Here is a 26429-nt window from a genome sequence, read left to right as displayed (position 1 = left end):
TTGAGTCCGTGATCACAGTCATCGGCGAAGCCCTCATCGACGAAGTCCTCAGCGACACGGCACCGCGCCGTTCCCACCCCGGAGGCAGTCCGCTCAACGTGGCCGTCGGCGTTGCGAGGCTGGGCCGGCCGGTGCAGTTCGCGGGACGCTACGGCACCGACGCCTACGGTGTGCTGATCGCTGAGCACCTGAAGAACAATTCCGTTCTGGCTGCCCTGCCGGCGGATGACCGGCCCACGAGTGTTGCCACCGCGACGCTTGATCCGGCCGGCGGCGCCCGGTACACCTTCGACCTGGAGTGGACGCTGCCCGGTCTGGCGGGCGAACTGCCGCGCCTGCTGGAAGGCACCACACTGCTGCACACCGGCTCCATCGCCACCATGCTCTCGCCGGGGGCACATGAGGTGCTCACCGCCGTCGAACGGGCGCATCCGCAGGCCACCATCACTTATGACCCGAACTGCCGGCCCACCATTATCACTGACGCCTCTTACGCCAGGGAACAGGCGGAAAAGTTTGTCCGCCTGGCCGACGTCGTGAAGGCCTCCGACGAGGACCTTGCCTGGCTCTACCCGGACCAGCCGGTGGAGGACGCCGCCCGGGCCTGGCTGGAGATGGGGCCCGCCGTCGTCGTCGTTACCCGCGGATCCCGCGGGCCCTGGGCGGTGGCAGCCTCAGGGAGCTGTGAGGCCGCGGCGCCCGCCGTAGCGGTTGCGGACACTGTTGGGGCAGGGGATTCGTTCATGGCCGCCCTGATTGCCGGGCTGATGGACCGGGATTTCGATGGCGCTGCACGCCGCCCGGAGCTGCGGAAGATCGGCGTCGGGGACCTCGAGGCTATCCTCACCTACGCCGCACGGGCGGCCGCGGTCACCGTGTCCCGGCCCGGCGCCGATCCGCCCCGGCGGAGTGAACTGCTCTAGAACCCCGGACCGCTTTAGGAGCGGGCAGACGAAAGGAAGAGCGCCCATGGAAGCGTACGATCCCACCGCAGACCTGCCTTCGGTTCCCTCCTTCGAGGTCACCAGCGCCAACTTTGAGGACGGCGGGCCGCTGCCGCCGTCGCAGTACGCCACCGGCGCCGTGCCCGGCGGGCGGGATGCTTCCCCGCAGTTGGCCTGGACCGGCTGGCCGGAGGCAACCCGCAGCTTCGCGGTCACAATGGTGGACCCGGACGCACCCATTCCCGGTGTGTTCTGGCACTGGGCAGCAGTCAATATTCCGGCGGAAGAGACATCCATTACCGAGAACGCCTCCCGTTCCGGCATGCCCGAAGGCACGCTGCAGCTGTTCAACGAGCTCGGCGAACCGGGCTACACCGGGGCGGCGCCGCCGGTCGGGCACGGAAAACACCGTTACTTCGTGATGGTCCATGCGCTGGATATACCGCTCCTGGATGTTGCCGAGGACGCCAGGCCCGGCGTGCTGTCCATGGCGCTGCGCGGCCACACGCTGGCACGCGGGCTCATAGTGGGAACGGCGGAGCGCCCGGAGCGTTAGGTCCTGACCGTGCGCGGCCCGTATTCCCGCTAGGCTGGAAGCCAACGGAAGGGCTGGGCATGCGGCTGGTAGCAAGTGACCTGGACGGGACCATAGTCGGCCCGGACAACAGGATCAGTGACCGGACCGTCAATGCGTTCCGCAAATGCGCGGACGCCGGCATCCACGTCGTTTTCGTCACTGGCCGGCCGCCGCGCTGGCTGGGACCCATCCGCGACCAGCTTGGCCACACCGGAACCGTGATCTGCTCCAACGGTGCGATCCTCTATGACCTTGAAGCCGCGCAGGTGATCTGGTCCAAGCCCGTGCCGCTGGAGGGCATGTTCGAGGCCGCGGGCATCATCCGCAGCCTCTATCCTGCGGTGCACTTCGCGGCCGAGACCGTGGAAGGCTTCCACCTGGAGCCGGGCTTCCTGCAGGATGCCGGAGCTGACCTGCTTGGTGCAGTTCCTCCCGCACCGCTAACCGAATCCCTGGTCCCGGGAAGCCGTGTGGTGAAGTTCCTCGCGCGCGTGGAGGACATCCATCCTGACGAGTTCCTCAGGAGAGTGAAGCCCGAGGTCGCCCACCTGGTCTCCACCACCCACTCCGCGCCGTCGATACCGCTGCTGGAGATGTCAGCCCGCGGCCTGGACAAGGCCGTGACGCTGGCGGACTACGCCGGTTCCCTGAAGATCGAGGCCGACGACGTCGTTGCGTTCGGTGACATGCCCAACGATCTGGGGATGCTGGGCTGGGCCGGCCGCGGCTACGCCATGGCCTCCGGGCATCCTGCCGTCCGCGCGGCCGTGCCCCGGCAGGCCCCGCCGTTCGCCGAAGACGGTGTGGCGCAGGTCCTTGAGGACCTGCTGCGCGGCCAGTAGCCCTATGACGCCGGAAGGCTCCGGATCCGGCGTGCGTGCAGGAGTTGGTGAACTGTCATAAGGATGGCCAGCCACGCCAGGCCCAGGCTCCAGGCCACCAGCACATCCGTCAGCCAGTGGTGGCCCAGATACACGCGGCTCAGGCCCACGGCCACGATGAACACCGCTGCAACCAGGACCGTGATGATCCGGGTTTGCTTCGAATCCAGGTACGTGAACAGCAGATACGCGATGGTTCCGGTTATCACCAGCGAATTCAGCGAATGCCCGCTCGGAAATGACGCCGAGTACTCGTACGGCGGAACGGCATCTGAAAGCGGCGGCCTGGACCGTCCCACGAGGGCTTTGCCGGCAACCGTCATGAGCAGCGAACCGGCAGCGGCTGCTGCGGTGAGGAGCAGGGGAGTCCAGCTGCGCTGCCAGCGGCACAGCACCGCCACGGCCCCCGCAGCCAGGAGCGGAAGGCCGATGGTGCCGCCCAGATTCGTCAGCCAGGTCACCGAGGTGTCCAGTACCGGAGAACGCAGCTCCTTGGCCAGGGCAAGCACCGGGTGGTCCAGGGCGGCGACGCCGTCCTCCTCCGTCACCGCCTCGTAGACCCCTCCGGCCACGAGGGCCAGAAGCAGGGCCGGAACCAGTCCGGCGGCAAGGGTCAGCAGGAGCACCCCGTGTCTGCCCAGAGCCTGCGCGGCGCGGGAGAGCGTGCGCGCCAGGCGGTCCGTGGGTGCGTCGCTCATGGTCCCAGTATGCCAAGGCGGCGGCCGAGCCAGTCCAGATTGCCGCCCAGGCCCTCCTTCCACACCTGCCAGGAGTGTCCGCCGGGCAGCTCCTGCAGCTGCACGTCCATTCCTGCGGCCTTCGCGGCGTCGTACACCTCGCGGCCCTCACCGGCATAGACGCCGTCGTCCTTGCCGATTACTACGATCCCCGCGGTGTCCGGGAAGGTCTGCTTTTTGAGCACGTCCAGAGCATTCTGTGCCGCGAAGGCGGACGCGTCGCCGCCGAAATAGGTGTCCAGCAGCGACTGGCTCCCGCCGGGGATGGTCGGTTCGTTCTCCCCGGCAATGTCGATGAACGTGGGGAAGGCTTCCGGGAAGTTCACGGCCAGCTGCAGGGCACAGGTTCCGCCGTAGGAGTAGCCCGCCGTGGCCCACTGCTGCGGACCGCTGAGCCCGGCCGAAAGGTTGTCCTGGACCCAGCCGGGGACATCTTCAGCCAGGTACGTTGCTCCCCGTCCCTGCTTGGAATCGAGGCAGAGCGACCAGTTGGAGTTCGACCCGCCGGAGAGATCCGGAAGAACGACGACGGGTGCCAGCCCGTGGTGGTGTGCGGCGAAGTCGTCCATGACCTGCTGCAGCTGCCCGCCGGCGAACCAGTCGGCAGGAGCGCCGGGCTGTCCGTGCAAGGCAATCAGCACCGGAAGGTTCTGGGCGTGCGGCGTTCCCAGATACGCCGGCGGCAGGTACACCAGGCTGGATCCGGCGGCATATCCGGAAACGGACCCGGGGATCTGGACGTCATAGACCCGGCCTTCCGCGGGCATGTTCGACGGCGGTGTCCAGTTCGCTTCAGTGCTTGGCGTCGTGTCCTGACCCGAAACCGGTTTGCGGATCGGCACGTCGCCGCTGGACTCTCCCGGCCGCACCACCAGGGACTCAAGTGTGGGGTACTGCCCATACGCCACGTTTGCTGCCGACGCCGCGCCCAGCAGCACCGCAGCAGCCGAGAGGATGGTCAGGATCCGGGGAAGAATGCCCCGGGACAGCCGCCACCGGGGGACTACCAGCAACACTGCCAATATTCCTCCCGCGGAATATAAGTAGAGGTAACGCGGGAAAGAAGCGTTCCACCAGGACAGCAGCAGTTCAGCAGCTACGAACAGCAGCACGGTTCCGGCTAGGGCGCCCATCAGGGCGAACGGCACAACCCTGGTCAGGTACCTCCTCGGTCCCCAGCACAGCCAGCACAGCCCGGCGGCGCCGAGGCTCAGCACAAGCAAGGGTGCCGGCCCCGAGGTCAGCGACAGGTTCATCGCTGATTGCCCACGATTCGCCTGGCCAGGGTGAAGGTCTGCCCCAGCGAAACGTGGGGCAGGTAGGCCCGGGCCAGGGCGTTGGCGATTGCCGGCAGGGACGCGGAGTCCACATAGGTCATATACAGCGGAACGTACTGCGGCTGGAATTTGGCCTTGTAGGCAAGAAGCGATCGGAAACCGTAGACCGGTTCCAGCGTTGCACCGAGACGCTCCATCAACCACTCCAGCGCCGGAGGTGTGTCTGCGGCCCGCCGCGCAGCGCTCTCGACGGACCCGTTTTCAGCCTCTGACGCTGCGGTCGAGGAGGCCTCGTTCCGCGCCAGCGGTGCGCCGGACAGGCTAAGCAGGCTGAAACCTTCATCCTGAAGGGACAGTGCCGCAGAGGCGATGAGGAAGTCCATCGCTGCAGGGAAGCCGCGTGCCCGCCGGCGCATAAAGTCCAGCGTCCAGCCGATGATCTCCCCGTCCCGGTAGATCGGCAGCCAGGAGGTCACACCGTGCACCGTGCGGTCCTGGTCCACTGCGAGCAGCAGCCGCACGCCGTCGTCGTCAATCTCTTCGATCCCGCCCAGGGTGAATCCCATCTCAGGCATCTGCTTCTCTGCCACCCATTCCTCCGAGATGGCGTTGATTTGGTCCAGGACGGACAGCGGCGCCGTGCGGTAGGTGGTCCACTCTGCACGGATGCCGGCCTTGCCGGCACGGTTGAATGCGGTCCGCACGTCCTGGAACCGCTTGCCGCGGAAGGCCAGGGACCCGAGCGGAAGCAGCGTCTCCTCCGCCACCTGCAGGTCAGTGTGGCCCAGGTCGGCGGCCGCTTCGCGGGTGGCGTCGTTCACGGAATAGAAGCACACGGTCACCCCGGATTCTGCACAGTAGGCCGCGAAACCCTCCACCGACTGCCGCAGCTCCGACGGGGGTCCAACCGGGTCGCCGACGGTCAGGGCGACTCCGGACCCAAGGCGGTACGCCACGTAGGAGTTGCCGGTGGGGGAGAACCAGTAGGAGTTGCTGCTCCACAGTGTCATCCAGGCCATCGTGCTGCCGCCGCTGGATTCGAGCAGGGCCCGTGCCCGTTCGGAGTCCAGGGCGTAGCGGCTGTAGGCAGGTTCGAGGAACGAACGCACGAGCAGCACGCACGTGAGAAGCCAGAACACCACGCCCACACCCTCGTAGAGGAGGACGGCGGGAACGGATTCGGGCAGCAGCTTCGGAGGCATTGAAATGATTTCCGAGACCGGCAGGAAACGTAGCGGCAGGTCTGCCACGAGGGCCGGAAGGCTTGCCGGCGGGGTGAAGCCGCTGCGCAGCAGCAGCCCGCCGCCCACCCACGCCGCTGCCAGGATCACGCCGGCTGTGGCGCAGGTCAGGAACAGCCTGCGGTAGGTGCCCGGAGGTGCGGACACGGTGAACAGGCGTCCCGAACCGGCCAGAAGCAGGAATACGAGCAGGGGCAGCAGCATGGGAAGGACCAACGCAAGGGGCTGCACTGTCCCGTCGACGCTGTAGAACCCGCCGGTCTCCCCGGCGAGGAAAACCCCAATGCGAACGGCTGCGGTGAGGGTCATCAGCCCCTGCAGGATGAGGGCGCTGATCCAGGCGAACCGGCGTCCGCGCCGAAGCCCGTCGGCGAAGACGATGAGCAGTACCTGGGGGAGGACGGCGAGGAAGAACCCGGCCGGGCCGGCGCTCTGTTCCAGCCGGGCGGTCCTGCATTCGGCCTGCATGCCCGGGTCGGCGCAGATGGTGGCCAGGGCCACCGGGTCAAGGGTTTCGGCATTGGTGAACAGGTATGCGAGGACGGCGAGGGGGCCGACGGCGCGCACGTTCAGTGCCGCAATGACCGGCCCGACGGCGGTAGCCACCACCAGCAGTCCCATCAGGACACGGGCCTCGCGGCGGCTGGACACCAGGCTTTGGGGCCACTGGGGACGCCGTCCGAACAGATAGGGTCCCACCAATCCTCCGGCGACTGCGGCCGCCAGGGCCATGACGTCACGCAGCGACCCCGAGTACAGGGCCAGGACCACCAGCAGGGTGAAGAGCGCCAGCCGCACCCGCCGGCGCCAGAGCGTGCCCATGCCGGCCGACGCGGCTGCGGCGATTCCGCAGACCAAAGCTACCGGACCTACAAACGAATCCGTGCTGAGCTCACGGCCCCAATCCTCGAAGACGCCCCGCAGGGCAGCAGCGAAACCGATGCCCGCGAGGGCGCCGATGATCTGTGTTCCTGCTGCGGCCGAGATGAACCGCCGGCTGCCCAGCAGGCGTTCCGCCGGCAGGCCCACGGCCAGCACCAGGAGGGTTCCGCTGATGTATCCGGCCAGCCCGTTGGCCCACAGGGCGGAGAGCAGCAGAGCGGGCCAGTGTTCAGGCAGGGTGTCCACGGACACGCTCACCCAGGGCAGCAGGGGCTCATCCGGCCCGTCCAGGACCGAGGAGGTAAGGATGCCCAGGAACCAGAACAGCACCAGGAAACCTACGGTCACCGGTGACCGGGACAGGGTCCCGCGCAGTCCGTCCGCGGGCCAACGGAGCCAGCGCCCCGCTGTTTGCCGGGCAGAACCATGCTCCATGCGGCCACCTCCATGGCTTGCCGGCGCGGGTGGGAGAGGTTCGCCCCCGGGTGCAGCCAGTCTAATTCCGAGAGTCCGTTCGTGAACCGGGCAGCGGCGCAAGACGGTGTGCGGACAGGCGATAAAGTACCTCTGTGAGAGCACTCCTGCCGTACTTCACCCCGCCGTCCCTGCGGTCTTCCGTGCCGCCGTCCGCCGGAGGGCAGGTGCCGCTGGGCCTCTCCCACCGCGGTTTCAGTACCGATGGGCTGGAAAACACCATGGCAGCCTTCGAGGCAGCTGTGGACCTGGGTTTCGGCTATTTGGAAACCGATGTCCGGACCACCAGCGACGGTGTGCTCATGGCGTTCCATGATGAGACCCTGGACCGGGTCACAGACGCAACCGGTCCGATCAGTGCCCGGAGCCTGCGTGAACTGCGCGAAGTCCGGGTGGGCGGCACCGAGCCGATCCCCACGCTGGAGGAAGTCCTGGTCCGGTGGCCTGATGTTCGCCTGAACGTAGACATCAAGGATGCCGCCGGAGCTGCGGCTCTGGCCGCCCTGATCGAAAAGCACCAGGCCCATGACCGGGTGCTGGTGACCTCCTTCTCGGACCGGCGGCGGCTGGACTGCCTGCGCCGGCTCTCCCGGCCGGCGGCAACCTCCGGCGGGTCTTCCGGCACCGCAGCGCTGCTGCTGCTGTCACCGCTGGGACTGGGTGGACTGGTGGCACGGCTGGGCCGGTTTCGCTGCGTCCAGGTTCCGGTGAACTTCCGGGGCATTCCCGTGGTGCGTCCCGCCTTCCTGCGGCGCTGCCACCGTGCCGGCGTCCAGGTGCATGTCTGGACGGTCAATACCGGCCCCCTGATGGAAGGCCTGCTGGATATGGGCGTGGACGGGCTGGTCTCTGACCGGGCGGATCTGCTGTCACAGGTGCTTTCCGCCCGGGGTGCCTGGCCGCAGGGGCCCGGGCGAGTCTAGTCCAGGGTGCTGCCCGCACGGGAGACACCCGCGGTGGAGCGCAGCTCGGCGATGCGGAGCCGAAGGAAGATGATCACCAGGACCAGCGCCCAGATGGAGAGTACCGCCACCGCGACAATCACCAGCACGTAAAGAATTGCAAAGACCGCACCTACGCCTGAAAAAGCCATCATTTTTTCTTCCCCCATCCTCCGGATTCCGGCGTCTGCCGGACCTGCCGGAAGTCTATAGGTCCCGCACAGTCGCACCGCACCGCGCAGCACGGCCGGGCGGGCGTCGGGCGCCGGAGCTGTGCCTCCGCCGGCATTCGCTGGCAGGATGTAAGCCATGCGCGTGCTTATAGCCCCGGACAAGTTCAAAGGCAGCCTAACCGCTGAGGAAGCCGCCGCCGCCATGGCCCAGGGGGTGCTCTCCGTCTATCCGGACGCGGACGTCACCCGCGTTCCGGTCGCCGACGGCGGCGAAGGCACCCTCGAAGCCGCACTCGCTGCCGGAGCCCAGGAACGCACCGCGCGGGTCCGCGGACCCCTGGGCCGCGAAGTCACGGCGGTGTGGGCAATGGACGGCACGACGGCGGTCCTGGAAACCGCACGTTCCTCGGGCCTGATGCTCGTGGAACCGTCCGTGCAGACCTCCCTGGCGGCGTCGAGCTTTGGCAGCGGGCAACTGATCACGGCGGCGCTGGACGCCGGGGCGCAGGAAATCATCCTGGGGATCGGCGGGTCGGCGATGACCGACGGCGGCTCCGGAGCGCTGACCGCCCTGGGCCTGCGGATCCTCGACGCTGCCGGAGAGCCGGTTCCGCCGGGAGGCGCCGGGCTGGCAGTGGCCGCCGCCGTCGACGCTTCCGGACTGGACCCGCGGGTAAAAGATGCCCGGATTCGGATCGCCGCGGACGTCACCAACCCGCTGACCGGCCACAATGGTGCCGCCCACGTCTTCGGGGGGCAGAAGGGTGCCGATTCCTCGGCCCGGCTGCTGCTGGATGAAGCGCTGGGGAATTGGGCCCGGCTGTTGAAGGAAGCAACCGGCGTCGACGTCGATGTTCCCGGTGCCGGAGCGGCCGGCGGCTTCCCGTCCGCGTTCCTTGCCCTCACGGACGCCCGGATTGAGCCGGGCTTTGAACTCATTGCGGATCTGGTGGGCCTGGTGCCGGCACTGGCCCAGGCAGACCTGGTGCTCTCCGGGGAAGGCTCCATTGATGAGCAGTCCCGGTACGGAAAGGCACCGCTGGAGGTGGCACGGCTGGCCGCGGCGCGGGGAATCCCGGTGGTGCTGGTGGCCGGAGCGATCACGCTGAGCCCCAAGGTGCTTGCCGAGTACGGTGTCGAGGCAGCGGTGAGCGTGCTTGACCTGGCGCAGAGCCCGGAGGATGCCATGGCGCGGGCAGAGTTCTACGTTGCCCGCGCCACGCAGGCGGCCCTTGAAGGGGCCTAGGTTTTCCTAGCCCAGGCTGGACGGCTTGGAGCCGACGTCCTCCTGCGGCTCCTCAGGCATGGTGCCGCGCCAGCGGGCGATCGCCATCATGCCGTGGTAGATCACCAGCGTGGCGGCGGTGCCCAGGGCGATGCCTTCGAAGGTCAGGCCGCCCACGTTCCAGGTGTAGTTCGCGATGCCGACCACCAGGGCAACACCGGCCACGGAGAGGTTGATCGGGTTGGAGAAGTTCACGCGGTTGTCCACCCAGATCCGGACACCCAGGATGCCGATCATGCCGTAAAGCACCACGCCGGCGCCGCCGAGCACACCCGGGGGGATGGTGGCGATCAGCGCACCGAACTTGGGGAACAGGCTCAGCAGCACGGCGGTGATGCCGGCAACCCAGTAGGCGGCCGTGGAGTACACGCGGGAGGCGGCCATAACACCGATGTTCTCTGCGTAGGTGGTGGTGCCTGAACCGCCGCCGGCGCCGGCCAGCATGGTGGCAACGCCGTCGGCCATCAGTGCCCGGCCAGTGTAGGGATCAAGGTTCCGGCCGGTCATGGCGGCGACGGACTTCACATGGCCGATATTCTCAGCAACCAGCACCAGCACCACGGGAACGAACAGGCCAATGACGTTGAAGTGGAAGGTGGGGGCCATGAAATCGGGCAGGCCGAACCAGGCGGCGTCGTTGATGGCGGAGAAGTCCACTTCGCCCTGCACAATGGCCGCGGCGTAACCGGCGAGGACACCCACCAGGATGGAAAGGCGGCCGATCAGGCCCTTGAACAGCACCGTGGTCAGCAGGATCACCACCACGGTGACAGTGGCGGTAATGGGTCCGGCCTCGTAGTTCGTGCGCGTGGTGGGCGCCAGGTTCAGGCCGATCAGGGCCACGATTGCGCCGGTGACGGTGGGCGGCATGAGGACCTGAATCCAGCGCGTGCCGGCCAGCTGTGCCGCCAGGCCGATCAGGAACAGGGTGGCACCGGCCATGATGATGCCGCCCAGGGCACCGGCGGGTCCGTGCTGGTTAACTGCGGCGGCGATCGGCGCGATAAAGGCGAAGGATGAGCCCAGATAGCTGGGGACCTTTCCTGCGGTAATGATCAGGAACAGGATCGTTCCGACGCCGGAGAAGAACAGTGTGGTGGCCGGCGGGAAGCCGGTCAGCAGAGGAACCAGGAAAGTCGCTCCGAACATGGCCACCACATGCTGGGAGCCAATGCCGATAGTCCGCGGCCAGCTGAGTCTTTCATCGGGAGCGACGAATGAGCCGGGGGTAACTGTCTTGCCGTTCCCGTGGAGTTTCCAGTCTGTGCCGAACCTGCTCATGCGTGTGCCTTCCAACGGACAAAGGGGGATTGATTCGTGGAGAATGTTACCGGCGGGGCTTCTGTGCCACGCTATGTTGCACGCACCAGCAATTTTACCGGGAAAGCAGTTAGGCCGAGGCGGCCTGTGACGGACGGATCATACGTGGGAATCTCAGTTTCTGGACGGACAGTACTCATCACCGGAGCGGCCATGGGCATGGGCCTGCTGTACGCCGAACGGGCGGTGCTCGAAGGGGCCAAGGCGGTGGTGCTCTGGGACCGGAATGCCGAAGCCCTGGAAGCCGCGGCGCAGCGGCTGCGCGGACTAGGATCCTCCGCGGTCCTGCCTTACACGCTGGACGTCTCCTCCGCAGCGGAGGTCGCCGAAAAGGCCGAGGCTGTGCTGGCAGAACTCGGCGCCCCGGACGTGCTGATCAACAACGCCGGCATTGTCCGCGGCAAGTACTTCTGGGAACACTCCGGAACGGACATCGACGCCGTCATGGACGTGAATACCCTGGCGCCCATGCACATCACCCGCGCCTTCCTGCCGGGCATGATTGAACGCCGCACCCCGGCCCGGATCCTGAACGTCGCCTCAGCCTCCGGAACCCTGTCCGTGCCGAAGATGAGTGTTTACACCGCTTCCAAGTGGGCAGTGATTGGCTGGAGTGATTCGCTGCGCCTGGAACTGGAGGAAGCCGGACACGGCCACGTCCAGGTCACCACCCTGATTCCCAGCTACATCAAGACCGGCATGTTCGAAGGTGCCCGCGGTCCGCTGATGACGCCGCTGATGGAACCCGAATACGTAGTGGACAAGGCGTGGAAGGCGCTGCTGGACGGAAAGGCCCGGGTCCAGCTGCCCTGGACCGTTCCCCTGGGCAGCGCGCTGCGCGGACTGCTGCCCCAGCCCGCCTGGGACGTGGTGGCCGGCAGGGTCTTTAAGGTCTACCAGTCCATGGACCACTTCACCGGCCGCCCGGCACCAGAGAGCCGCGCAGCGGCTTCGGCAGCAGGCAACGGGGACCGGGCATGAGCGCCGATCTCCAGGCGGCGTCCCCGGCCGGCACGATCCCGGCGCAGGTTTCCGGGGTGCGAAAGGTCTACGACAGCGGGCGCACCCGGCCGCTGGCTTGGCGGAAGGAACAGCTGAAGGCGCTGCTGCGGATGCTCTCCGAGCGGGAGCAGGAATTCGCTGCTGCCCTGCACGAAGACCTGGGCAAAAACCCGCTGGAGGCCTACCTCACAGAGATCTCCATTACCCGCGCTGAAGCCACCCACGCACTGAAGCACCTGACCGACTGGACCCGGAGCACCAAGGTGCCGGTGCCGCTTGGCCTGCAGCCGGCGTCGGCCCGGGTTGAACCGCAGCCGCTGGGCGTGGTGCTGATCATTGCGCCGTGGAACTATCCCGTGCAGCTGCTGCTGGCTCCGCTGATCGGTGCGCTGGCCGCCGGCAACGCCGCCGTGCTGAAGCCCAGCGAGCTGGCGCCGGCAACCTCCGCTGCCGTGGCCCGGATCCTGCCGGAGTATCTGGATCCGGAGGCCGTGGTTGTCATCGAGGGTGCGCAGGAAGCGTCCCAGGCGCTGCTGGCCGAACGTTTTGACCACATCTTCTACACCGGGGGTGAAAGGGTCGGCAAGATTGTCATGCGCGCTGCCGCCGAACACCTGACTCCCGTGACGCTGGAGCTGGGAGGCAAGTCTCCCGCCGTCGTACTGGACGGGAACCTCACCGCCATTGCCCGGCGGCTGGCCTACGGCAAGCTGATCAATGCCGGTCAGACGTGCGTGGCACCGGATTACGTGCTGGTCACCGAGGAAGCGGCACCCAAGCTGCTCAAGGCGCTGGGCAAAGTGGTCCGTGAGTTTGTGGGCAAGGATCCTTCGCGCAGTGCGAACTTCGGGCGGATCGTCAACGAGGGCCATTTCGACCGGCTCACCGGCTACCTGGGCGACGGAACCGTGGTTTCCGGCGGCCGCACCAGCCGGGAAGACCTCTACATCGAACCCACCGTGCTGACGGACGTGTCCCTGGACGCTCCCGTGATGCAGGAGGAGATCTTCGGGCCGGTCCTGCCGGTCGTGACCGTCCGGGACCTGGACCACGCGATGGAGATCATCAATGCCCGCCCTGTTCCGCTGGCGTCCTACCTTTTCACTTCCTCAGCGGCGCAGCAGCGCCGGTTCGAGCAGGGTGTGCGGGCCGGCAGCGTGAACCACAACGCGGCGATCGTACAGCTGGCCGTGCCGGAGCTTCCCTTTGGCGGTGCCGGTGCCAGCGGCCTGGGCGCGTACCACGGCAAACACTCCTTCGACACGTTCAGCCAGGCGCGCCCGGTCTTCTCGAAGGGCACGCTGCTGGACACCCTGCGCGTGGCCTACCCGCCGTACAACGGGTTCAAGGCACGGATCCTCCGCCGCCTTCTCTAACCTTCATGAAACTGCCGAGAGGCCAGTTACGGCTGGTTTGAGCGGTCAAACCGGCCGTAACTGGCCCCTCGGTGAAGATGGTGGAGCTAGGAAATCACGGAGTCCACAATGGCCTTCGCCTCGGCCTGGACCTCGCTGAGGTGCTCGGCGCCTTTGAAGGACTCCGCGTAGATCTTGTACACGTCCTCGGTGCCGGACGGGCGGGCCGCGAACCAGGCGTTCTCAGTGGTGACCTTCAGCCCGCCCACGGGTGCCCCGTTGCCCGGAGCCTCGGTCAGGCGCGCGGTGATTTCCTCGCCGGCCAGCGTGGTGGCGGTGACGTCCGACGGCGACAGCTTGGACAATGCTGCCTTCTGTTCGCGGGTGGCCGGGGCATCAACCCGTGCATAGACCGGGTCCCCAAAGCGGTTCGTCAGCTCCCGGTAGTGCTGCGACGGGGTCTTCTGCGTGACGGCCGTGATCTCGGAGGCCAGCAGGGCCAGCAGGATGCCGTCCTTGTCGGTAGTCCACACCGAGCCGTCCAGCCGCAGGAAGGACGCGCCCGCGGATTCCTCGCCGCCAAAGGCTACTTCGCCGGACAACAGGCCCGGGACGAACCACTTGAAGCCCACGGGAACCTCCATGAGCCGGCGGTCCAGGCTGGACGTGACACGGTCAATCATGGAGGAGGAGACCAGTGTCTTGCCGACCATCGCGTCACCGCGCCAGCCGGTGCGGTTGGCGTATAGGTACTCAATGGCAGCAGCGAGGTAATGGTTCGGGTTCATCAGCCCGGCGTCGGGGGTGATGATGCCGTGGCGGTCGGCATCGGCGTCGTTGCCCGTGGCGATGTCGTACCGCCCGGCCTGGGCGATCAGCGATGCCATCGCGTCGGGGGAGGAGCAGTCCATGCGGATCTTCTCATCCCAGTCCAGGGTCATAAACCCGAACTGGGGGTCCACGCTGGGATTGACTACGGTCAGGTTCAGGCCGTACTGCTCGCCGATTGCACCCCAGTAGTCAACGGATGCGCCGCCCATGGGGTCCGCCCCGATGTGCAGTCCGGAGGCCTTGATGGCATCCATGTTCAGCACTGAGCCGAGGTCGCCCACGTAGTGCTGCAGGAAGTCATAGGCGCCCACCGATTCCGCCAGCCGTGCTTCACCCAGCGGAATACGCTGGACGCCGCGCAGCCCCTTCTCCAGCAGTTCGTTGGCCCGGTTGGCGATCCAGGCCGTGGTTTCCGAATCTGCAGGTCCGCCGGAGGGCGGGTTGTACTTGAACCCGCCGTCGGCCGGCGGGTTGTGGGACGGGGTGATCACGATTCCGTCAGCCTGGTCGGTGCGGGTCGCGTTGTGCGTGAGGATGGCATGGCTGAGCGCCGGGGTCGGCGTGAAACCGGTGCGGGAGTCGATCAGGACATTGACCCCGTTGCCAGCAAGAACTTCCAGCGCGGTGTTCTGCGCAGGTTCGGAAAGAGCGTGCGTGTCCTTGCCCATAAATAGCGGACCGGTAATGCCGGCGCCGGTGCGGTACTCGACGATTGCCTGCGTGATGGCGGCGATGTGCGGCTCATTGAAGGAGCCCTTCAGGGAGCTGCCGCGGTGCCCCGAGGTGCCGAAGGCCACGCGCTGGCCGGGATCAGCGACGTCCGGCGCGACGTCGTAATACGCGTCAAGCAGGGCCGTCAGGTCGACGAGGTCGGATGGTTGGGCAGGTGTGCCGGCTCGGTTAGACATAGACCCAAGCATGCCAAAAATTCGGTTGAACCGGCAGACACCTGACTTTCGTGCCGTGATATCCGTGCCCGCCGCACCCACACGAGAGGGCAGTTACGGCTGGTTTGAGTGCTCAAACCGGTCGTAACTGCCCTCTCGAGGGGATTACGGAAGGGGGAAGGGTTACTGGAGCAGCGTCCGGTCGTCCAGGCCGCCCTTGATCTTCTCGAATTCGTGCAGCAGGTCCGGTACGGTCATCGCGGCCTTCTGTGTGCTGTCCAGGTCCAGGATGATCCGGCCTTCATGCATCATGATCAGCCGGGTGCCCAGGTCCAGTGCCTGCTGCATGTTGTGCGTGACCATCAGCGTGGTGAGCTTGTGGCGGGCCACGATCTCACCGGTGAGGCGGGAAACCAGTGCCGCGCGCTGCGGGTCCAGGGCGGCGGTGTGCTCATCCAGCAGCAGGATCTTCGGTTCGCTGAACGTGGCCATCAGCAGGGACAGCGCCTGGCGCTGGCCGCCGGAGAGCAGACCGACCTTGGCCTTCAGCCGGTTCTCAAGGCCCAGTTCCAGGGACTTGAGTTCCTCGCGGAAGAGCTCGCGCTTCTTGCCTGAAACGCCCCAGCCCAGGCCACGGCGCTTTCCGCGTTCGTAGGCAATGGACATGTTCTGTTCAATGCTCAGCTGCGGGGCGGAACCGGCCATCGGGTCCTGGAAGACCCGGCCAATGAACCTGGCCCGCTGGTAGTCGGCCAGCTTCGTGACGTCCTTGCCGTCAATCAGCACGGAACCGGTGTCCGGGCGGAGTTTGCCCGAAACCATGTTCAGCAGCGTGGACTTTCCGGCGCCGTTGGAGCCGATCACGGTGATGAATTCCCCGGCGTGCAGTTCCAGGTCGATCTGGGCCAGGGCCACGCGTTCGTTGACGGTGCCGGCGAAGAAGGTCTTTTGTACGTTGTCGATTTTCAGCATCGTTCTGACTTTCCGCTAGCTGGCCGTGGTGACGGTGGATTTACGCAGGCTGCTGAAGGTGGGCAGGCGGCGGAACAGCTTCCACTGGGGAAGGATCAGCGCAAGCACCACCAGGACGGCGGAAATGAGCTTCATGTCGTTCGGTTCGAAACCCAGGTCCAGCGCCAGGGCAATCACGATCCGGTAGACGACAGCGCCCAGGACCACGGCCAGGGTGGAAACCACGATCAGGCGGGAACCAAAGACTGCCTGGCCGATGATTACCGATGCGAGGCCTACGAGAATCAGCCCGATGCCCATGCCGATGTCCGCGAAGCCCTGGTACTGCGCCACCATGGCACCGCACAGGCCGACGAATCCGTTCGAGAGTGCCAGGCCCAGGATCTTCATCCGGTCCGTGCTGACGCCGAAGCTGCTGACCATTTCCTGGTTGTCGCCCGTGGCCTGCATGGCCAGGCCGAGGTCCGTGTGGAGGAACCAGTCCAGGAAGAGCTTCACGCCCAGGGCCAGGAGGGCGAACAGCGCAATGGCGACGGCGCCGCCCAGGTAGCCGTTTTCACGCAGCGGGGTGATGAGGGTGTCCTCGCGGAGCAGGGACAGGTTCGAGGTCCCCATGATCCGCAGGTTGATGGAGTAGAGGGCGATCATGGTCAGGATGCCGGCCAGCAGGCCGTTGATTTTGCCCTTGGTGTGCAGCAGGCCGGTGACGCAGCCGGCTACCAGGCCGGCTCCGAACGCGGCTGCCGTGGCGGCCAGGGGTGGAACCCCGTTGGTGATGGAAATGGCCGCCACGGCTGCGCCGGTGGTGAAGCTGCCATCCACGGTAAGGTCCGGAAAATCCAGGATCCGGAAGGTGAGGTAAACGCCCAGGGCCATAACGGCGTAGATAAGCCCCAGTTCAACAGCAGTGATCATGGAAGTTCTGTTCCTTACAGCAGGGTGGTGAGGGCAGCTTCGAGGATTACTCGATGACCTTGTCGGCCTTTTCGAGCATCGACGCGGGAATCTCGATGCCCATGTTGGCTGCTGCGGTCTTGTTGACCACGAGCTGCACTTCTTCCAGGGTTTCGATGGGCATGGTGGCCGGGTCGGCGTCCTCTTCCAGGATCTTGATGGCCATCAGGCCGGTCTGGTAGCCGAGTGCTTCGTAGTCGATGCCCCAGGTGGCAAGGCCGCCGGCTTCGACGGCACCGGCGTCACCGGTGACCAGCGGGATCTGCTTGGTTTCCGCAATCTGGACGACGGAGTCCAGGGCAGCCACAACGTTGTTGTCCGTGGGGATGTAGAAGGCATCCACGTCCAGGGACTCGGCAGCCTGCTGTACCTCAGCGGTATTGCTTACGGCGGCGAGTTTGAGTTCCAGGCCGAGGTCCTTGGCGGCTTCCTGGGCCAGTTCGATCTGCACCTCGGAGTTCACTTCGCCGGAGCTGTAGACAATTCCCACCGTCTTGGCATCCGGAGCCAGGTCCTTGATAAGTGCCAGCTGGTCCTCGACCGGGTTGAGGTCGCTCGTGCCGGTGAGGTTGGCGCCCGGTGCATCCCAGGAATCGACGAGTCCGGCTTCTTCCGGTTCGGTGACAGCGGTGATGAGGATCGGAATATCGGTGATGGCCTGCGCGGCGGCCTGTGCGGTCGGCGTCGCGATCGCCAGGACCAGGTCGAGGTCGTCGGAGGCGAACTTCGAGGCGATCGAGGTGGCAGTGGCCTGCTCGCCGGCTGCATTCTGCTCGTCGTAGGAGATGTTCTCGCCTTCGGTGTAGCCGTTCTCGGCCAGCGCCCGCTTGAATCCTTCCTTGGCGGAAGTCAGGGCGTCGTGCTCGACGATCTGGGTGATGCCGATCTTCACCATGTCCGAATCGCCGCCTGCAGCGGAATCCGAGCCGCAGCCGGTCGCCGCGAGGGATGCACCCAGCAGCAGGGCCCCCAGTGCCCCTGTCCTTGAACGCTTCATCGTTGCCCTTTCAGTGCGCTGCCCAGTGGCGGACGGCGCCGGCCGGGCAGGGTGTCGTGTTGCCGGACGCTGGCATCCGATCTCCGGCCCGACGTCGTTATCGGGTCCCGGTAAACGGGTGCAGTTCAGCACCGGCTGATGGAACGATACTAACTGTGAGGACGCTCACATTGTCTAATCTGCGGCAGTACGTAGAGACGGATGCATCCCCGAAGCCGCATCATCTAGGCAGATGATCGTCACAATGCTGAGTAAAGATCCAAAGTGTCTAAGCGTGTGGACCTAATGGAGCGCAAACTGAATATGCAAAAAGTGCCCCTTTGGAAACCAAACGGGCACTTTTTGCTAGGCGGATGGGGAAGAACGGGTTACCGCACTCCGCCCATGAGCTTCTTGATGGCCGGTGCGCACAGGGCAAGGATGACGCCCAGTGCGATTGCCGTGATGCCCAGGAAGGAGAAGTAACTGACTTCGGTGTCCTGGCTGTAGAACTGTGCCAGCCACCCGGAAAGCGTGCTGCCCAGGGATACGGACAGATAGAACAGCGCCACCATCTGCGTGGGGAACGCAGCCGGTGCAAGCTTGGTAGCTGCAGACAGTCCGGTCGGGGAGAGCGAGAGTTCAGCGAAGGTGAACAGCAGCAGGATTCCGGCCAGGGCCAGCAGCGGCGTGCTGGCAGGACCGCCGCCGGAGAACGGAATGAAGGCCAGGAATGCCAGGCCCATCACGGCCAGGCCGATGCCGAACTTCAGCGGTGTGCCGGGCTGGCGGTTGCCCAGCTTGGTCCACATGCTGGCAAACACAGCGGCGAAGATGATGATGAAGATCGGGTTGATGGACTGGACGAAGCTAGGCGGCATTTCCCAGCCGAAAATCTCGCGGTTCAGCGAGGTGTCCGCGTACAGCGCCACAACCGTGAACTGCTGCTGGAACAGGGCCCAGAAGGCGGTGCTCGCCACGAACAGCGGCATAAAGGAGAACACACGGCGGCGTTCAACCTGGGTTACGCGCTTGCTGGAAAGAATGACCACAAAGTAGGCGACGGCTGCGACCAGCGCGAGGATTGCCATCAGGCCAACCAGGTTTTCGCTGTTGATCAGGCCGAACGCAAGGGCTGCCAGCACGACGACGACGGCCGCTGCGGCGATTGCTCCCACGCGGACGAACTGGTTCTTGGGCAGCGGGTTGGCCACCAGGTGCGCGGACTCCGGCAGGTACTTGCGGGTCGCGGCGTACTGGGCCAGGCCGATGGCCATGCCGGCGGCTGCGAGGCCGAAGCCCACATGGAAGCCGAAGGAATCCCAGAGCAGGCCGGTGAGGATCGGGCCCATCAGGCCGCCGATGTTGATGCCCATGTAGAAGATGGAGAAGCCGGCGTCGCGGCGTTCGTCCTTCTCGTCGTACAGGCTTCCCACCAGCGCCGTGGCGTTGGCCTTCAGTCCGCCGGATCCAATGGCGATGAGCACCAGTCCGATTGCCAGGCCGGCGTAGCCGGGGACCAGGGAAAGGGAGATGTGGCCGATCATCACGAGGATGGCCGAGTAGAAGAGGGTCCGTTCGGAACCGAGGATGCGGTCCGCTACCCAGGCGCCGACGATCGAGGAGAGGTAGACGCCGCCGCCGTAGGCGCCAACGAGGCCCGCTGCCACTCCCTCGGCCATGCCCAGACCGCCGTCGGTGACGGAGTAGTACATGTAGTAGAGCAGGATGCCCTGCATGCCGTAGAAGGAGAAGCGTTCCCAGAGCTCAACGCTGAAGAGATTCGCGAGCATCCGGGGATGGCCGAAAAATGCCTTCCGCGCAGCAGGCGCGGGGCTGGTAGTGGTGGGGCTTGGACTCATCGTTCAATAGTCCCAAAACGCGGCTGTGACGGATTTAACGTTTAGAGCGGAAAACGGGGTGTTTTACCGGCTTCCATGCAAGCGTATGTGCTCAGAGTCACCGTCAAAACAGGCATATTGTCCACATGCTGGACAAAAAGACTTCCGATTAAGGCTGCGCCTGTTATTGAGGGCCCAGCTGGGCGGCCACCGCCAGGAGGTCTGCCTCGGCTCCCGGGCGTCCGATCAGCTGGATGCCCATGGACAGCCCGCCGCCGGTCACATAGGTCGGGATGGTGACGGCAGGCAGTCCGCACACGTTGACCATGGAGGTGAAGGGGGAGTAGCGGCACTGCAGTGCATAGTCTTCGGCAGCATCTCCGGTCCAGTACCAGCCGATTGGCCGCGGAGTCATCGCCACCGTGGGGGTAAGGATCATGTCCCAGCCGGCGTACTGCGAAATGGTCTCCTCTTCGAACGTCCGCAGGACCTCGACGGCGCCGGCCAGATCTGCCGCGGAGCGCTGCAGTGCGCGCCGGCGCATGGCGGCCGTCAGAGGGGTCAGCTTCTCCTCTCCCTCCGCCGGCAGCGGAATGTTGGCCAGCGGGGCAGTCCACACCAGTTCGAAGGCATCGGGGTACCGCTCGTCGTAATGCACGTCGGCTTCGGCGATCTCGTGTCCTGCTCCGGTCAGGGCCAGTATTCCGGCTTCCAGGCCCAGCCTGGCCTCTGGATCCAGTGCAATGTCCAAGCGGGATTCAAACGGGGAACGTGTGCTCACGCCGATGCGGAACTTTCCCTCCGCCCGCAGCGCCGCCGCCAGGAATGAACCGGACACCGGCGCTGCACTGGTGGCGTGATAATTCGGCTGGGCGACCATCGCGTCCAGCAGGAGTGCCGCATCCGCGGCCGTGTGTGCCAGCGGTCCGGCCACCACGAACTGGCCCAGATCCCGCTGGCCTCCGCCGGAGGGGACCCTGCCGCGGTTCGGCTTGAGTCCGATAAGACCGGTAGCCGCAGCGGGGATGCGCACCGAGCCGCCGCCGTCGGTTCCGGGGGCGAACGGCAGCATTCCGGCCGCAACCGCGGCGGCGCTGCCCCCGGAGGAGCCGCCCGGACTCAGTGCGGGGTCGAGCGGATTCCGGGCCGGCGGTGCCACAAGGTTCTCGCTGTAGCTGCTGAGTCCGAACTCCGGCACCTGAGTCTTGCCCAGGCTGATCGCGCCTGCCGCCCGCAGCACCGCCGGCAGGGGGCCGTCCGTTCCGGCTGGAACCAAAGGAACAGCGGCACTGCCCATCGTCGTCGGGACCCCCGCGACGTCGGTGAGGTCCTTGTGGGCCAGCGGCATGCCGTGCAGGATTCCCAGCGGGCGACCCGCGGCCAGTGCGTCATCGGCCCGGCGGGCCTCGGCCAGCGCCGTGTCGGCCGTGACAGTAATAAAGGAGCCGAGCTTCGGGTTCAGCTTTTCGATGCGCTCCAGGAAGTGCTCCGTGGCCTCCCGGGCTGATAGCTCGCCGCGGGCCAGGGCATCGCGCAGCGCCAGGGCACTTAGCGACCCGATGCCCTCTCCGGAGGGCATCCGCGCCCCTGGCTGGGCGGCTGGACCTTTGGGCATTGTTACCTCCGGTGCGCGGGGAGCTTTGTTCTCTGGCGGTGCATCCCACTATAGGCTGGGATAAATGGCAGGGACGCCTAAGCAGCGGGTTGGTTCCGTGCCTTGTCAGACCCGGCAACAGAGACTGCAAGGAAGTGTGAGCTAGATGGAAAACGTATCTGTGGACGCTATCGGCGAAGGTGCCCGGATCCTGGATGTCCGGGAAGACTACGAGTGGGAAGCCGGGCACATTCCCAACGCCGTGCACATTCCCCTGGATCAGCTCCCCGACCGCCTCGATGATCTGGATCCGGACCAGGACCTAGCCGTTATCTGCCGTTCCGGCGGGCGCAGTGCACGGGCAACGCAGTGGCTTGAATCCCACGGCTACTCCGCGGTCAACGTGACCGGAGGCATGGGCGCGTGGCTGGAAGCCGGCAAGGACATGGTTTCCGAAAATGGAAAAGAACCGACCGTCGTATGAGTCCTGAGGGCACCCCCGGGCAGCCCAAGCTCCCGGGAACCATGGTTTACACATACCTCGGCCCGGAGGGAACCTTCACCGAGGCGGCGCTGCTGCAGGTGCCAGGTGCCGCCGAAGCCGTACGGATTCCCTCCACGAGCGTCACCTCCGCGCTGGAGATGGTCCGTTCCGGGCACGCAAACGCCGCGGTCGTGCCGATTGAGAACTCGGTGGAAGGCGGCGTCAGCGCTACCCTCGATGCGATCTCCGTCGGCCAGCCGCTGCGTATCCTGCGCGAAATCCTGGTGCCCATCACCTTTGTGCTGGCAGTGCGCCCCGGCATCGAGCTGGAGGACATCCGAAAAGTTTCAACGCACAGCCATGCCTGGGCGCAGTGCCGTAACTGGGCCGAGATCAATATTCCCAAGGCGGAATATCTCCCCGCTTCGTCCACTGCGGCTGCCGCCGTGGGGCTCCAGGACGAGGCTCCGGGGTTCGACGCCGCCATCTGCGCGCCGCTGGTTGCCTCCCGGCTGGGCCTGAACGTCATCGCCCGGGATATCGGGGATATTTCCGACGCCGTCACCCGGTTCATCCTCATCAGCCTCCCCGGGCTGCTGCCGGAACCCACCGGCGCGGACAAGACCACCGTGGTAATCCCGCTGCCCGAGGACCGCCCGGGCGCCCTGATGGAAATCCTGGACCAGTTCTCCACCCGCGGCGTGAACCTCAGCCGGATTGAATCCCGCCCCACGGGCGCCTTCCTGGGGGACTACTTCTTCAGCATCGACGCAGACGGACACATCTCCGACGCCCGGGTAGCGGATGCGCTCAAGGGGCTGCACCGGGTCTCTCCGGAGCTGAGGTTCCTGGGCTCCTATCCCCGGGCGGACCAGCGCCGCGCCCAAGTTCTGCCGCACACCTCCGACTCCGCCTTTGAGGCAGCGGACCAGTGGCTCGAATCCCTGATTAACGGCTGAGATGCCCCGCCTGCGCCGCAGTAACTGCGAACACCCCGGATACACCCGCCTTCGGTGGGGCAAGGGGTTCAGCTACCGCGGCCTGAAGGGGGAGGTGCTGCGTGATCCGGCGGAACTGCGCCGGATCCGCGCCCTCGCCATCCCGCCGGCGTGGCAGGATGTCTGGATCAGTCCGCACGCCAACGGCCACATCCAGGCCACCGGGCAGGACGGCGCCGGCCGCCGCCAGTACATCTACCATCCGCACTGGCGGGAAATGAAGGACCGGGAGAAGTTCGACCGCGCCCTTGAATTCGCCCAGTCACTTCCTGCAGCACGCAGGATCATTACCAAATACCTCAGGTCCGAGGGCAGTGGCCCGGAACGTGCCCTCGCCGCGGCGCTGCGGATCGTCGATTCCGGCGCCCTGCGCGTGGGCGGCTCCCGGTATGCGGAGATGAACGGTTCCTACGGCACCACCACCCTGCGGGTGGAGCATGTACAACTGGAGGACAGCCGGCTGCTGCTGGACTTTCCGGGCAAAAGCGGCCAGGAATGGCATGTGGAACTCGATGACGAGGACCTGGTGGCCGCCCTCCGCCCCATGCTCGAGCGGCCCGACCCGGACACCGTGCTGGCGTACACCGGCGTCGACGGGCAGTGGCACAGCATTGATGCCTCGCAGCTGAACGGGTTCCTCCGTGAGGTAACGGGCGGCGACTTCACCGCCAAGGACTTCCGGACCTGGCAGGCCACCGTCTCAGCGGCCATGGGCTTCGCACGCGCAGCGCGGACCGCGGTCACTAAGAAGGCACAGCAGCAGGCCGTGGCCCAGACCATCCGGGAAGTCGCAGAGCGGCTGGGCAACACCCCCGCCGTAGCGCGGAAGTCCTACGTCGATCCGCGGCTCGTGGACCGTTTCCTGCACGGGGAGGTCATTCCGGTGGCGGGGTATTCAGCCTCCGAGACAGCTGTGCGGGAGCTGCTGAGCGAATAACCGCGAAAAAGCGGTCCGGTTTATGGTAAGTATGCTTATAGAACGTCGGCCAAGCTGCCGGCGGGAGCAGCCATCAATGCGAAAGGCGAACCATGAGCGAGTATCCGAACGAAGACGAGCAGCTCACCAACCCGAAGCCGAGCGGACAGGCCAGCGGTGATGACAACTACCGCGGCGACATTGGCGACCAGGGCAACGACCTCCGTTTCGCCGAAGAGCAGGAGCTCATCCGCGAGCAGGCCTCTCCGGCTTCCGTAAAGCATGAGGAGGGCGAGTACACCGACGCCGACGGACGCAAGCAGCCGCCGTCGTCCTCACACTCCGCCGCAGAAACCGAAGGCAGCTACACCGATTCGGAAGGCACGCAGGACTAGCGCGGACTAGACAGAACCAGCACGCCGGAATCCGCCGGTTCTGCCGCCTGACGCGGCGGAACCGGTTCCGGCGTCAGGTGCCCGTACCAGCAGGGAACGAGGGTCTACGCTCACCTTCACCCGCGTGGCGGCGCCGGTCAGGTCGCCGTCGAGCTGGGTGATGATCGGTTCCTCCGTGCTGACCGTGACTTTCCGGGCGCGGGTGTACTCGATCAGGGACAGTTCGCGCCGGTTTCGGGTGACCACCTTTCCCGCGACGGCCATCCATCCAAGGACTGTCCGCGGGGTCAGCACCACAATGTCCAGCATGCCGTCATCCACGGCAGCTGAGGGAATGAAGTCGATTCCGGCCGGAAGCTTGCCGGTGTTGGCGAACAGCACGCTGCGGACCTTGCGTACCTGGGCGGGGCCGTCGTCGAGCTGGATGCGCATCCGGCGGCGCGGCCCGGGCAGCAGCCGGATCCCGGCTTCGCTGTAGGCCAGCCAGCCCACCCGGCGCTTGAGGTCATCGCGGGTTGCCGCAATGACTTCTGCATCCAGGCCGATTCCGCCCATGACCAGGAAGTTGCTGGCCGAGCGGACACCCGTGTGCGAGTTCTCAAGCTCCAGCCGGCCCATGTCGATCCGGCGTTCGGTGCCGTGCAATGCCGCCTGAATGCTGCCGTCAAGGTCGTTGACGGCCACGCCGAGGTTCCGGGCCAGCAGGTTTCCGGTTCCCAGCGGCAGCAGGCCCATCGCCGCTCGCTCGTGGGCCAGGGCCCGCGCCACCTCGCGGACGGTGCCGTCCCCGCCAGCTGCAAGGACGACGTCGGCACCTGCGGCCAGCGCATCCTGCGCCTGGCGGTAGCCCGGTGAGTCAACTGTGGTCTCGAGAATCAACGGAGGTTCCCACCCCGCCATCTCGCAGGCAGCGGCCACGGCGGCCCGTGCCTCGGCGGCCTGCGCCTTGATGGGGTTGATCACCATTGCCACCCGCTGGCTCGCTGACGCAACAGGGCGGGTGATCCGTCCGGCGGCCAGCTGCCGTCGGTGCCTCCGGGACGTCACCTGCCAGGTGGCAATCGATGCGATGACGGCAGTGGCCACAAGGAGCAGGATTACGGCGATTTCGGCGGGCATGGTCGTTTCAGGATAGCCGCCGCGCAGAGTGCGGGCCGGACAGGGGGTTTTCGGTACTCTTGAGACGTGATCGATGTAAATGAGCTGCGAGAAAATCCTGAGAAGTTCCGAGCATCCCAGCGCGCACGGCTGGCCGAGCCGGAGCTGGTGGACGCGATCATTTCCGCGGATACCCGCCGCCGGGTTGCCCGGACCCGCTACGAGACCCTGCGCGCCGAGCAGAATGCCTTCGGCAAGCGCGTCGCCCAGGCCAAGGGTGAAGAGAAGCAGGCGCTGCTGGCAGAGGTGAAGGAGCTGGCCGCCGCCGTCAAGGCCGCCGGCACTGAAGCCGACGCAGTGCAGGCCGAGCAGGAGGCACTGGTCCGCCGGGTCGCCAACGTCGTCGAAGACGGTGTGCCGGCCGGCGGTGAAGATGATTTCACGGTCCTAAAAACGGTTGGAACCCCGCGCGACTTCGACGCCGAGGGTTTCACTCCGCGCGACCACCTTGAACTGGGTGAACTGCTCGGCGCGATCGACATGGAGCGCGGGGCCAAGGTATCCGGTTCCCGGTTCTACTTCCTGCGCGGTGTTGGCGCGCGTCTGGAACTGGGCCTGCTCCAGATGGCCATGGACCAGGCGGTGAAGGCCGGCTTCGTCCCGATGATTACCCCTACGCTGGTTCGTCCTGAGACCATGCAGGGCACGGGATTTGATGTTGCGCACGACGCCGAGATCTACCGTCTGGCCGAAGACGACCTGTACCTGGTGGGCACCTCGGAGGTCCCGCTGGCCGGCTACCACGCGGACGAGATCATGGACCTGAGCAATGGCCCGGTCCGCTACGCCGGCTGGTCTTCCTGCTACCGCCGCGAAGCCGGATCCCACGGCAAGGACACCCGCGGAATCATCCGCGTGCACCAGTTCAACAAGGTGGAAATGTTCACCTACACCTCGGTTGAGGAAGCCGCCGCCGAGCACCAGCGGCTGCTCGCCTGGGAAGAGGAAATGCTTGCCAAGGTGGAGCTTCCCTACCGCGTCATTGAAACTGCCGCCGGAGACCTGGGCATGTCCGCCGCCCGCAAGTACGACTGCGAAGCCTGGGTGCCTACGCAGGGCGCCTACCGCGAGCTGACGTCCACCTCGAACTGCACCACGTTCCAGGCCCGCCGCCTGAACATCCGCGAACGCCAGGACGGCAAGACCCGCGCCGTTGCCACGCTGAACGGCACCCTGGCCACCACGCGCTGGATCGTCGCCATCCTGGAGCACCACCAGAACCCGGACGGCTCGGTCAACGTTCCCAAGGCACTGCAGCCCTACATGGGCGGCCTGGAAGTACTGCCCGTCCAGTAGCCGGCACCCGGGGCGGCGCCCCCCCCCCCGCCGGGGGG

General features: G+C 66.2%; 24 protein-coding genes. 12 read left to right on the top strand and 12 right to left on the bottom strand.

Annotated features, from left to right (window positions below; all coding sequences use genetic code 11):
* Window positions 1–8: 8 nt before the first annotated feature.
* Genes TVC13_RS10550 through TVC13_RS10540 form a run of 3 tightly spaced genes read left to right on the top strand, consistent with a single transcriptional unit; the run spans window position 9 to window position 2363 of the window.
* Window positions 9–923 carry a carbohydrate kinase family protein gene (locus TVC13_RS10550; protein ID WP_422401166.1) on the top strand — a complete coding sequence of 305 codons (915 nt, stop codon included), beginning with the start codon at window positions 9–11 and terminating at the stop codon, window positions 921–923.
* Window positions 924–969: 46 nt separating this feature from the next.
* A complete protein-coding gene (locus TVC13_RS10545) occupies window positions 970–1500 on the top strand; it encodes a YbhB/YbcL family Raf kinase inhibitor-like protein (RefSeq protein ID WP_422401165.1) in 531 nt (176 codons plus the stop codon).
* 59 nt (window positions 1501–1559) lie between these two features.
* Window positions 1560–2363 carry an HAD family hydrolase gene (locus TVC13_RS10540; protein WP_422401164.1) on the top strand — a complete coding sequence of 268 codons (804 nt, stop codon included), beginning with the start codon at window positions 1560–1562 and terminating at the stop codon, window positions 2361–2363.
* A 2-nt stretch (window positions 2364–2365) separates the two neighbouring features.
* Here the strand turns inward: TVC13_RS10540 and TVC13_RS10535 are convergent, their stop codons facing one another.
* Genes TVC13_RS10535 through TVC13_RS10525 form a run of 3 tightly spaced genes read right to left on the bottom strand, consistent with a single transcriptional unit; the run spans window position 2366 to window position 6974 of the window.
* Complete coding sequence (locus TVC13_RS10535) at window positions 2366–3100, bottom strand: phosphatase PAP2 family protein (protein ID WP_422401163.1); 735 nt, start codon at window positions 3098–3100, stop codon at window positions 2366–2368.
* A complete protein-coding gene (locus TVC13_RS10530; RefSeq protein WP_422401162.1) occupies window positions 3097–4395 on the bottom strand; it encodes an alpha/beta hydrolase-fold protein in 1299 nt (432 codons plus the stop codon). The genes TVC13_RS10535 and TVC13_RS10530 overlap by 4 nt, the downstream gene beginning before the upstream one ends.
* Window positions 4392–6974: a bifunctional lysylphosphatidylglycerol flippase/synthetase MprF gene (locus TVC13_RS10525; protein ID WP_422401161.1), complete on the bottom strand. Its 2583-nt coding sequence runs from the start codon at window positions 6972–6974 to the stop codon at window positions 4392–4394. The genes TVC13_RS10530 and TVC13_RS10525 overlap by 4 nt, the downstream gene beginning before the upstream one ends.
* 134 nt (window positions 6975–7108) lie before the next feature.
* Here TVC13_RS10525 and TVC13_RS10520 point away from each other — a divergent pair, with 134 nt between their 5' ends.
* A complete protein-coding gene (locus TVC13_RS10520) occupies window positions 7109–7936 on the top strand; it encodes a glycerophosphodiester phosphodiesterase family protein (protein ID WP_422401160.1) in 828 nt (275 codons plus the stop codon).
* Here TVC13_RS10520 and TVC13_RS10515 read toward each other — a convergent pair.
* Window positions 7933–8109, bottom strand: coding sequence for a hypothetical protein (locus TVC13_RS10515; protein WP_422401159.1), 177 nt, complete (start codon window positions 8107–8109; stop codon window positions 7933–7935). The two genes, TVC13_RS10520 and TVC13_RS10515, sit on opposite strands and share 4 nt — an antisense overlap.
* 154 nt (window positions 8110–8263) lie before the next feature.
* Here TVC13_RS10515 and TVC13_RS10510 point away from each other — a divergent pair, with 154 nt between their 5' ends.
* Window positions 8264–9373, top strand: coding sequence for a glycerate kinase (locus TVC13_RS10510; protein ID WP_422401158.1), 1110 nt, complete (start codon window positions 8264–8266; stop codon window positions 9371–9373).
* Window positions 9374–9379: 6 nt separating this feature from the next.
* On the opposite strand, the gene TVC13_RS10505 is transcribed toward TVC13_RS10510, so the two are convergent.
* A complete protein-coding gene (locus tag TVC13_RS10505) occupies window positions 9380–10693 on the bottom strand; it encodes a uracil-xanthine permease family protein (RefSeq protein WP_422401157.1) in 1314 nt (437 codons plus the stop codon).
* Window positions 10694–10837: 144 nt separating this feature from the next.
* On the opposite strand from TVC13_RS10505, the gene TVC13_RS10500 reads away from it, so the two are divergent.
* Both TVC13_RS10500 and TVC13_RS10495 read left to right on the top strand, forming a co-directional pair.
* On the top strand, window positions 10838–11713 hold the full coding sequence (locus TVC13_RS10500) for an SDR family NAD(P)-dependent oxidoreductase (protein WP_422401156.1): 876 nt from the start codon (window positions 10838–10840) through the stop codon (window positions 11711–11713).
* Window positions 11710–13110 carry an aldehyde dehydrogenase family protein gene (locus tag TVC13_RS10495; RefSeq protein ID WP_422401155.1) on the top strand — a complete coding sequence of 467 codons (1401 nt, stop codon included), beginning with the start codon at window positions 11710–11712 and terminating at the stop codon, window positions 13108–13110. Before TVC13_RS10500 ends, TVC13_RS10495 begins: the two co-directional genes overlap by 4 nt.
* Window positions 13111–13196: 86 nt before the next feature.
* Here TVC13_RS10495 and pgm read toward each other — a convergent pair whose 3' ends face one another.
* The 6 genes from pgm to TVC13_RS10465 form a co-directional block, all read right to left on the bottom strand.
* On the bottom strand, window positions 13197–14828 hold the full coding sequence (pgm, locus tag TVC13_RS10490) for a phosphoglucomutase (alpha-D-glucose-1,6-bisphosphate-dependent) (RefSeq protein ID WP_422401154.1): 1632 nt from the start codon (window positions 14826–14828) through the stop codon (window positions 13197–13199).
* A gap of 162 nt (window positions 14829–14990) precedes the next feature.
* Window positions 14991–15779, bottom strand: a complete 789-nt coding sequence (locus tag TVC13_RS10485; protein WP_422401153.1) for an ABC transporter ATP-binding protein — start codon at window positions 15777–15779, stop codon at window positions 14991–14993.
* 15 nt (window positions 15780–15794) lie between these two features.
* Window positions 15795–16694 (bottom strand): ABC transporter permease, encoded by a 900-nt coding sequence (locus TVC13_RS10480; RefSeq protein WP_422401152.1) that lies wholly within the window; start codon window positions 16692–16694, stop codon window positions 15795–15797.
* 46 nt (window positions 16695–16740) lie between these two features.
* Window positions 16741–17730, bottom strand: a complete 990-nt coding sequence (locus tag TVC13_RS10475; RefSeq protein WP_422401151.1) for an ABC transporter substrate-binding protein — start codon at window positions 17728–17730, stop codon at window positions 16741–16743.
* Between the two features lie 368 nt (window positions 17731–18098).
* Window positions 18099–19571, bottom strand: coding sequence for a peptide MFS transporter (locus TVC13_RS10470; RefSeq protein ID WP_422401150.1), 1473 nt, complete (start codon window positions 19569–19571; stop codon window positions 18099–18101).
* Between the two features lie 163 nt (window positions 19572–19734).
* Entirely contained in the window at window positions 19735–21165 is a 1431-nt protein-coding gene (locus tag TVC13_RS10465) for an amidase (RefSeq protein WP_422401149.1), read from the bottom strand.
* Between the two features lie 145 nt (window positions 21166–21310).
* Between TVC13_RS10465 and TVC13_RS10460 the strand changes: the two genes are divergently transcribed.
* The 4 genes from TVC13_RS10460 to TVC13_RS10445 all read left to right on the top strand — a co-directional run bounded on the left by TVC13_RS10460 (window position 21311) and on the right by TVC13_RS10445 (window position 23937).
* Window positions 21311–21628 (top strand): rhodanese-like domain-containing protein, encoded by a 318-nt coding sequence (locus tag TVC13_RS10460; RefSeq protein WP_422401148.1) that lies wholly within the window; start codon window positions 21311–21313, stop codon window positions 21626–21628.
* Entirely contained in the window at window positions 21625–22587 is a 963-nt protein-coding gene (gene pheA / locus TVC13_RS10455; protein ID WP_422401147.1) for a prephenate dehydratase, read from the top strand. Before TVC13_RS10460 ends, pheA begins: the two co-directional genes overlap by 4 nt.
* Window position 22588: 1 nt before the next feature.
* Window positions 22589–23563, top strand: coding sequence for a DNA topoisomerase IB (locus tag TVC13_RS10450; protein WP_422401146.1), 975 nt, complete (start codon window positions 22589–22591; stop codon window positions 23561–23563).
* Window positions 23564–23655: 92 nt separating this feature from the next.
* Window positions 23656–23937: a hypothetical protein gene (locus TVC13_RS10445; protein WP_422401145.1), complete on the top strand. Its 282-nt coding sequence runs from the start codon at window positions 23656–23658 to the stop codon at window positions 23935–23937.
* A 6-nt stretch (window positions 23938–23943) separates the two neighbouring features.
* Here TVC13_RS10445 and TVC13_RS10440 read toward each other — a convergent pair whose 3' ends face one another.
* The gene (locus tag TVC13_RS10440; RefSeq protein WP_422401144.1) at window positions 23944–25056 is read right to left on the bottom strand and encodes a diacylglycerol/lipid kinase family protein; all 1113 of its coding nucleotides are present in this window, start codon (window positions 25054–25056) and stop codon (window positions 23944–23946) included.
* Window positions 25057–25122: 66 nt separating this feature from the next.
* Here TVC13_RS10440 and serS point away from each other — a divergent pair, with 66 nt between their 5' ends.
* Entirely contained in the window at window positions 25123–26391 is a 1269-nt protein-coding gene (gene serS, locus TVC13_RS10435; RefSeq protein ID WP_422401143.1) for a serine--tRNA ligase, read from the top strand.
* Window positions 26392–26429 lie beyond the last annotated feature (38 nt).

The organism is Arthrobacter sp. 3Tela_A (assembly GCF_049311025.1).
Classification (GTDB): domain Bacteria; phylum Actinomycetota; class Actinomycetes; order Actinomycetales; family Micrococcaceae; genus Arthrobacter_B.
Note: the sequence above shows the minus strand (reverse complement) of the source record. Positions and strands in the feature narration are given on the sequence as shown.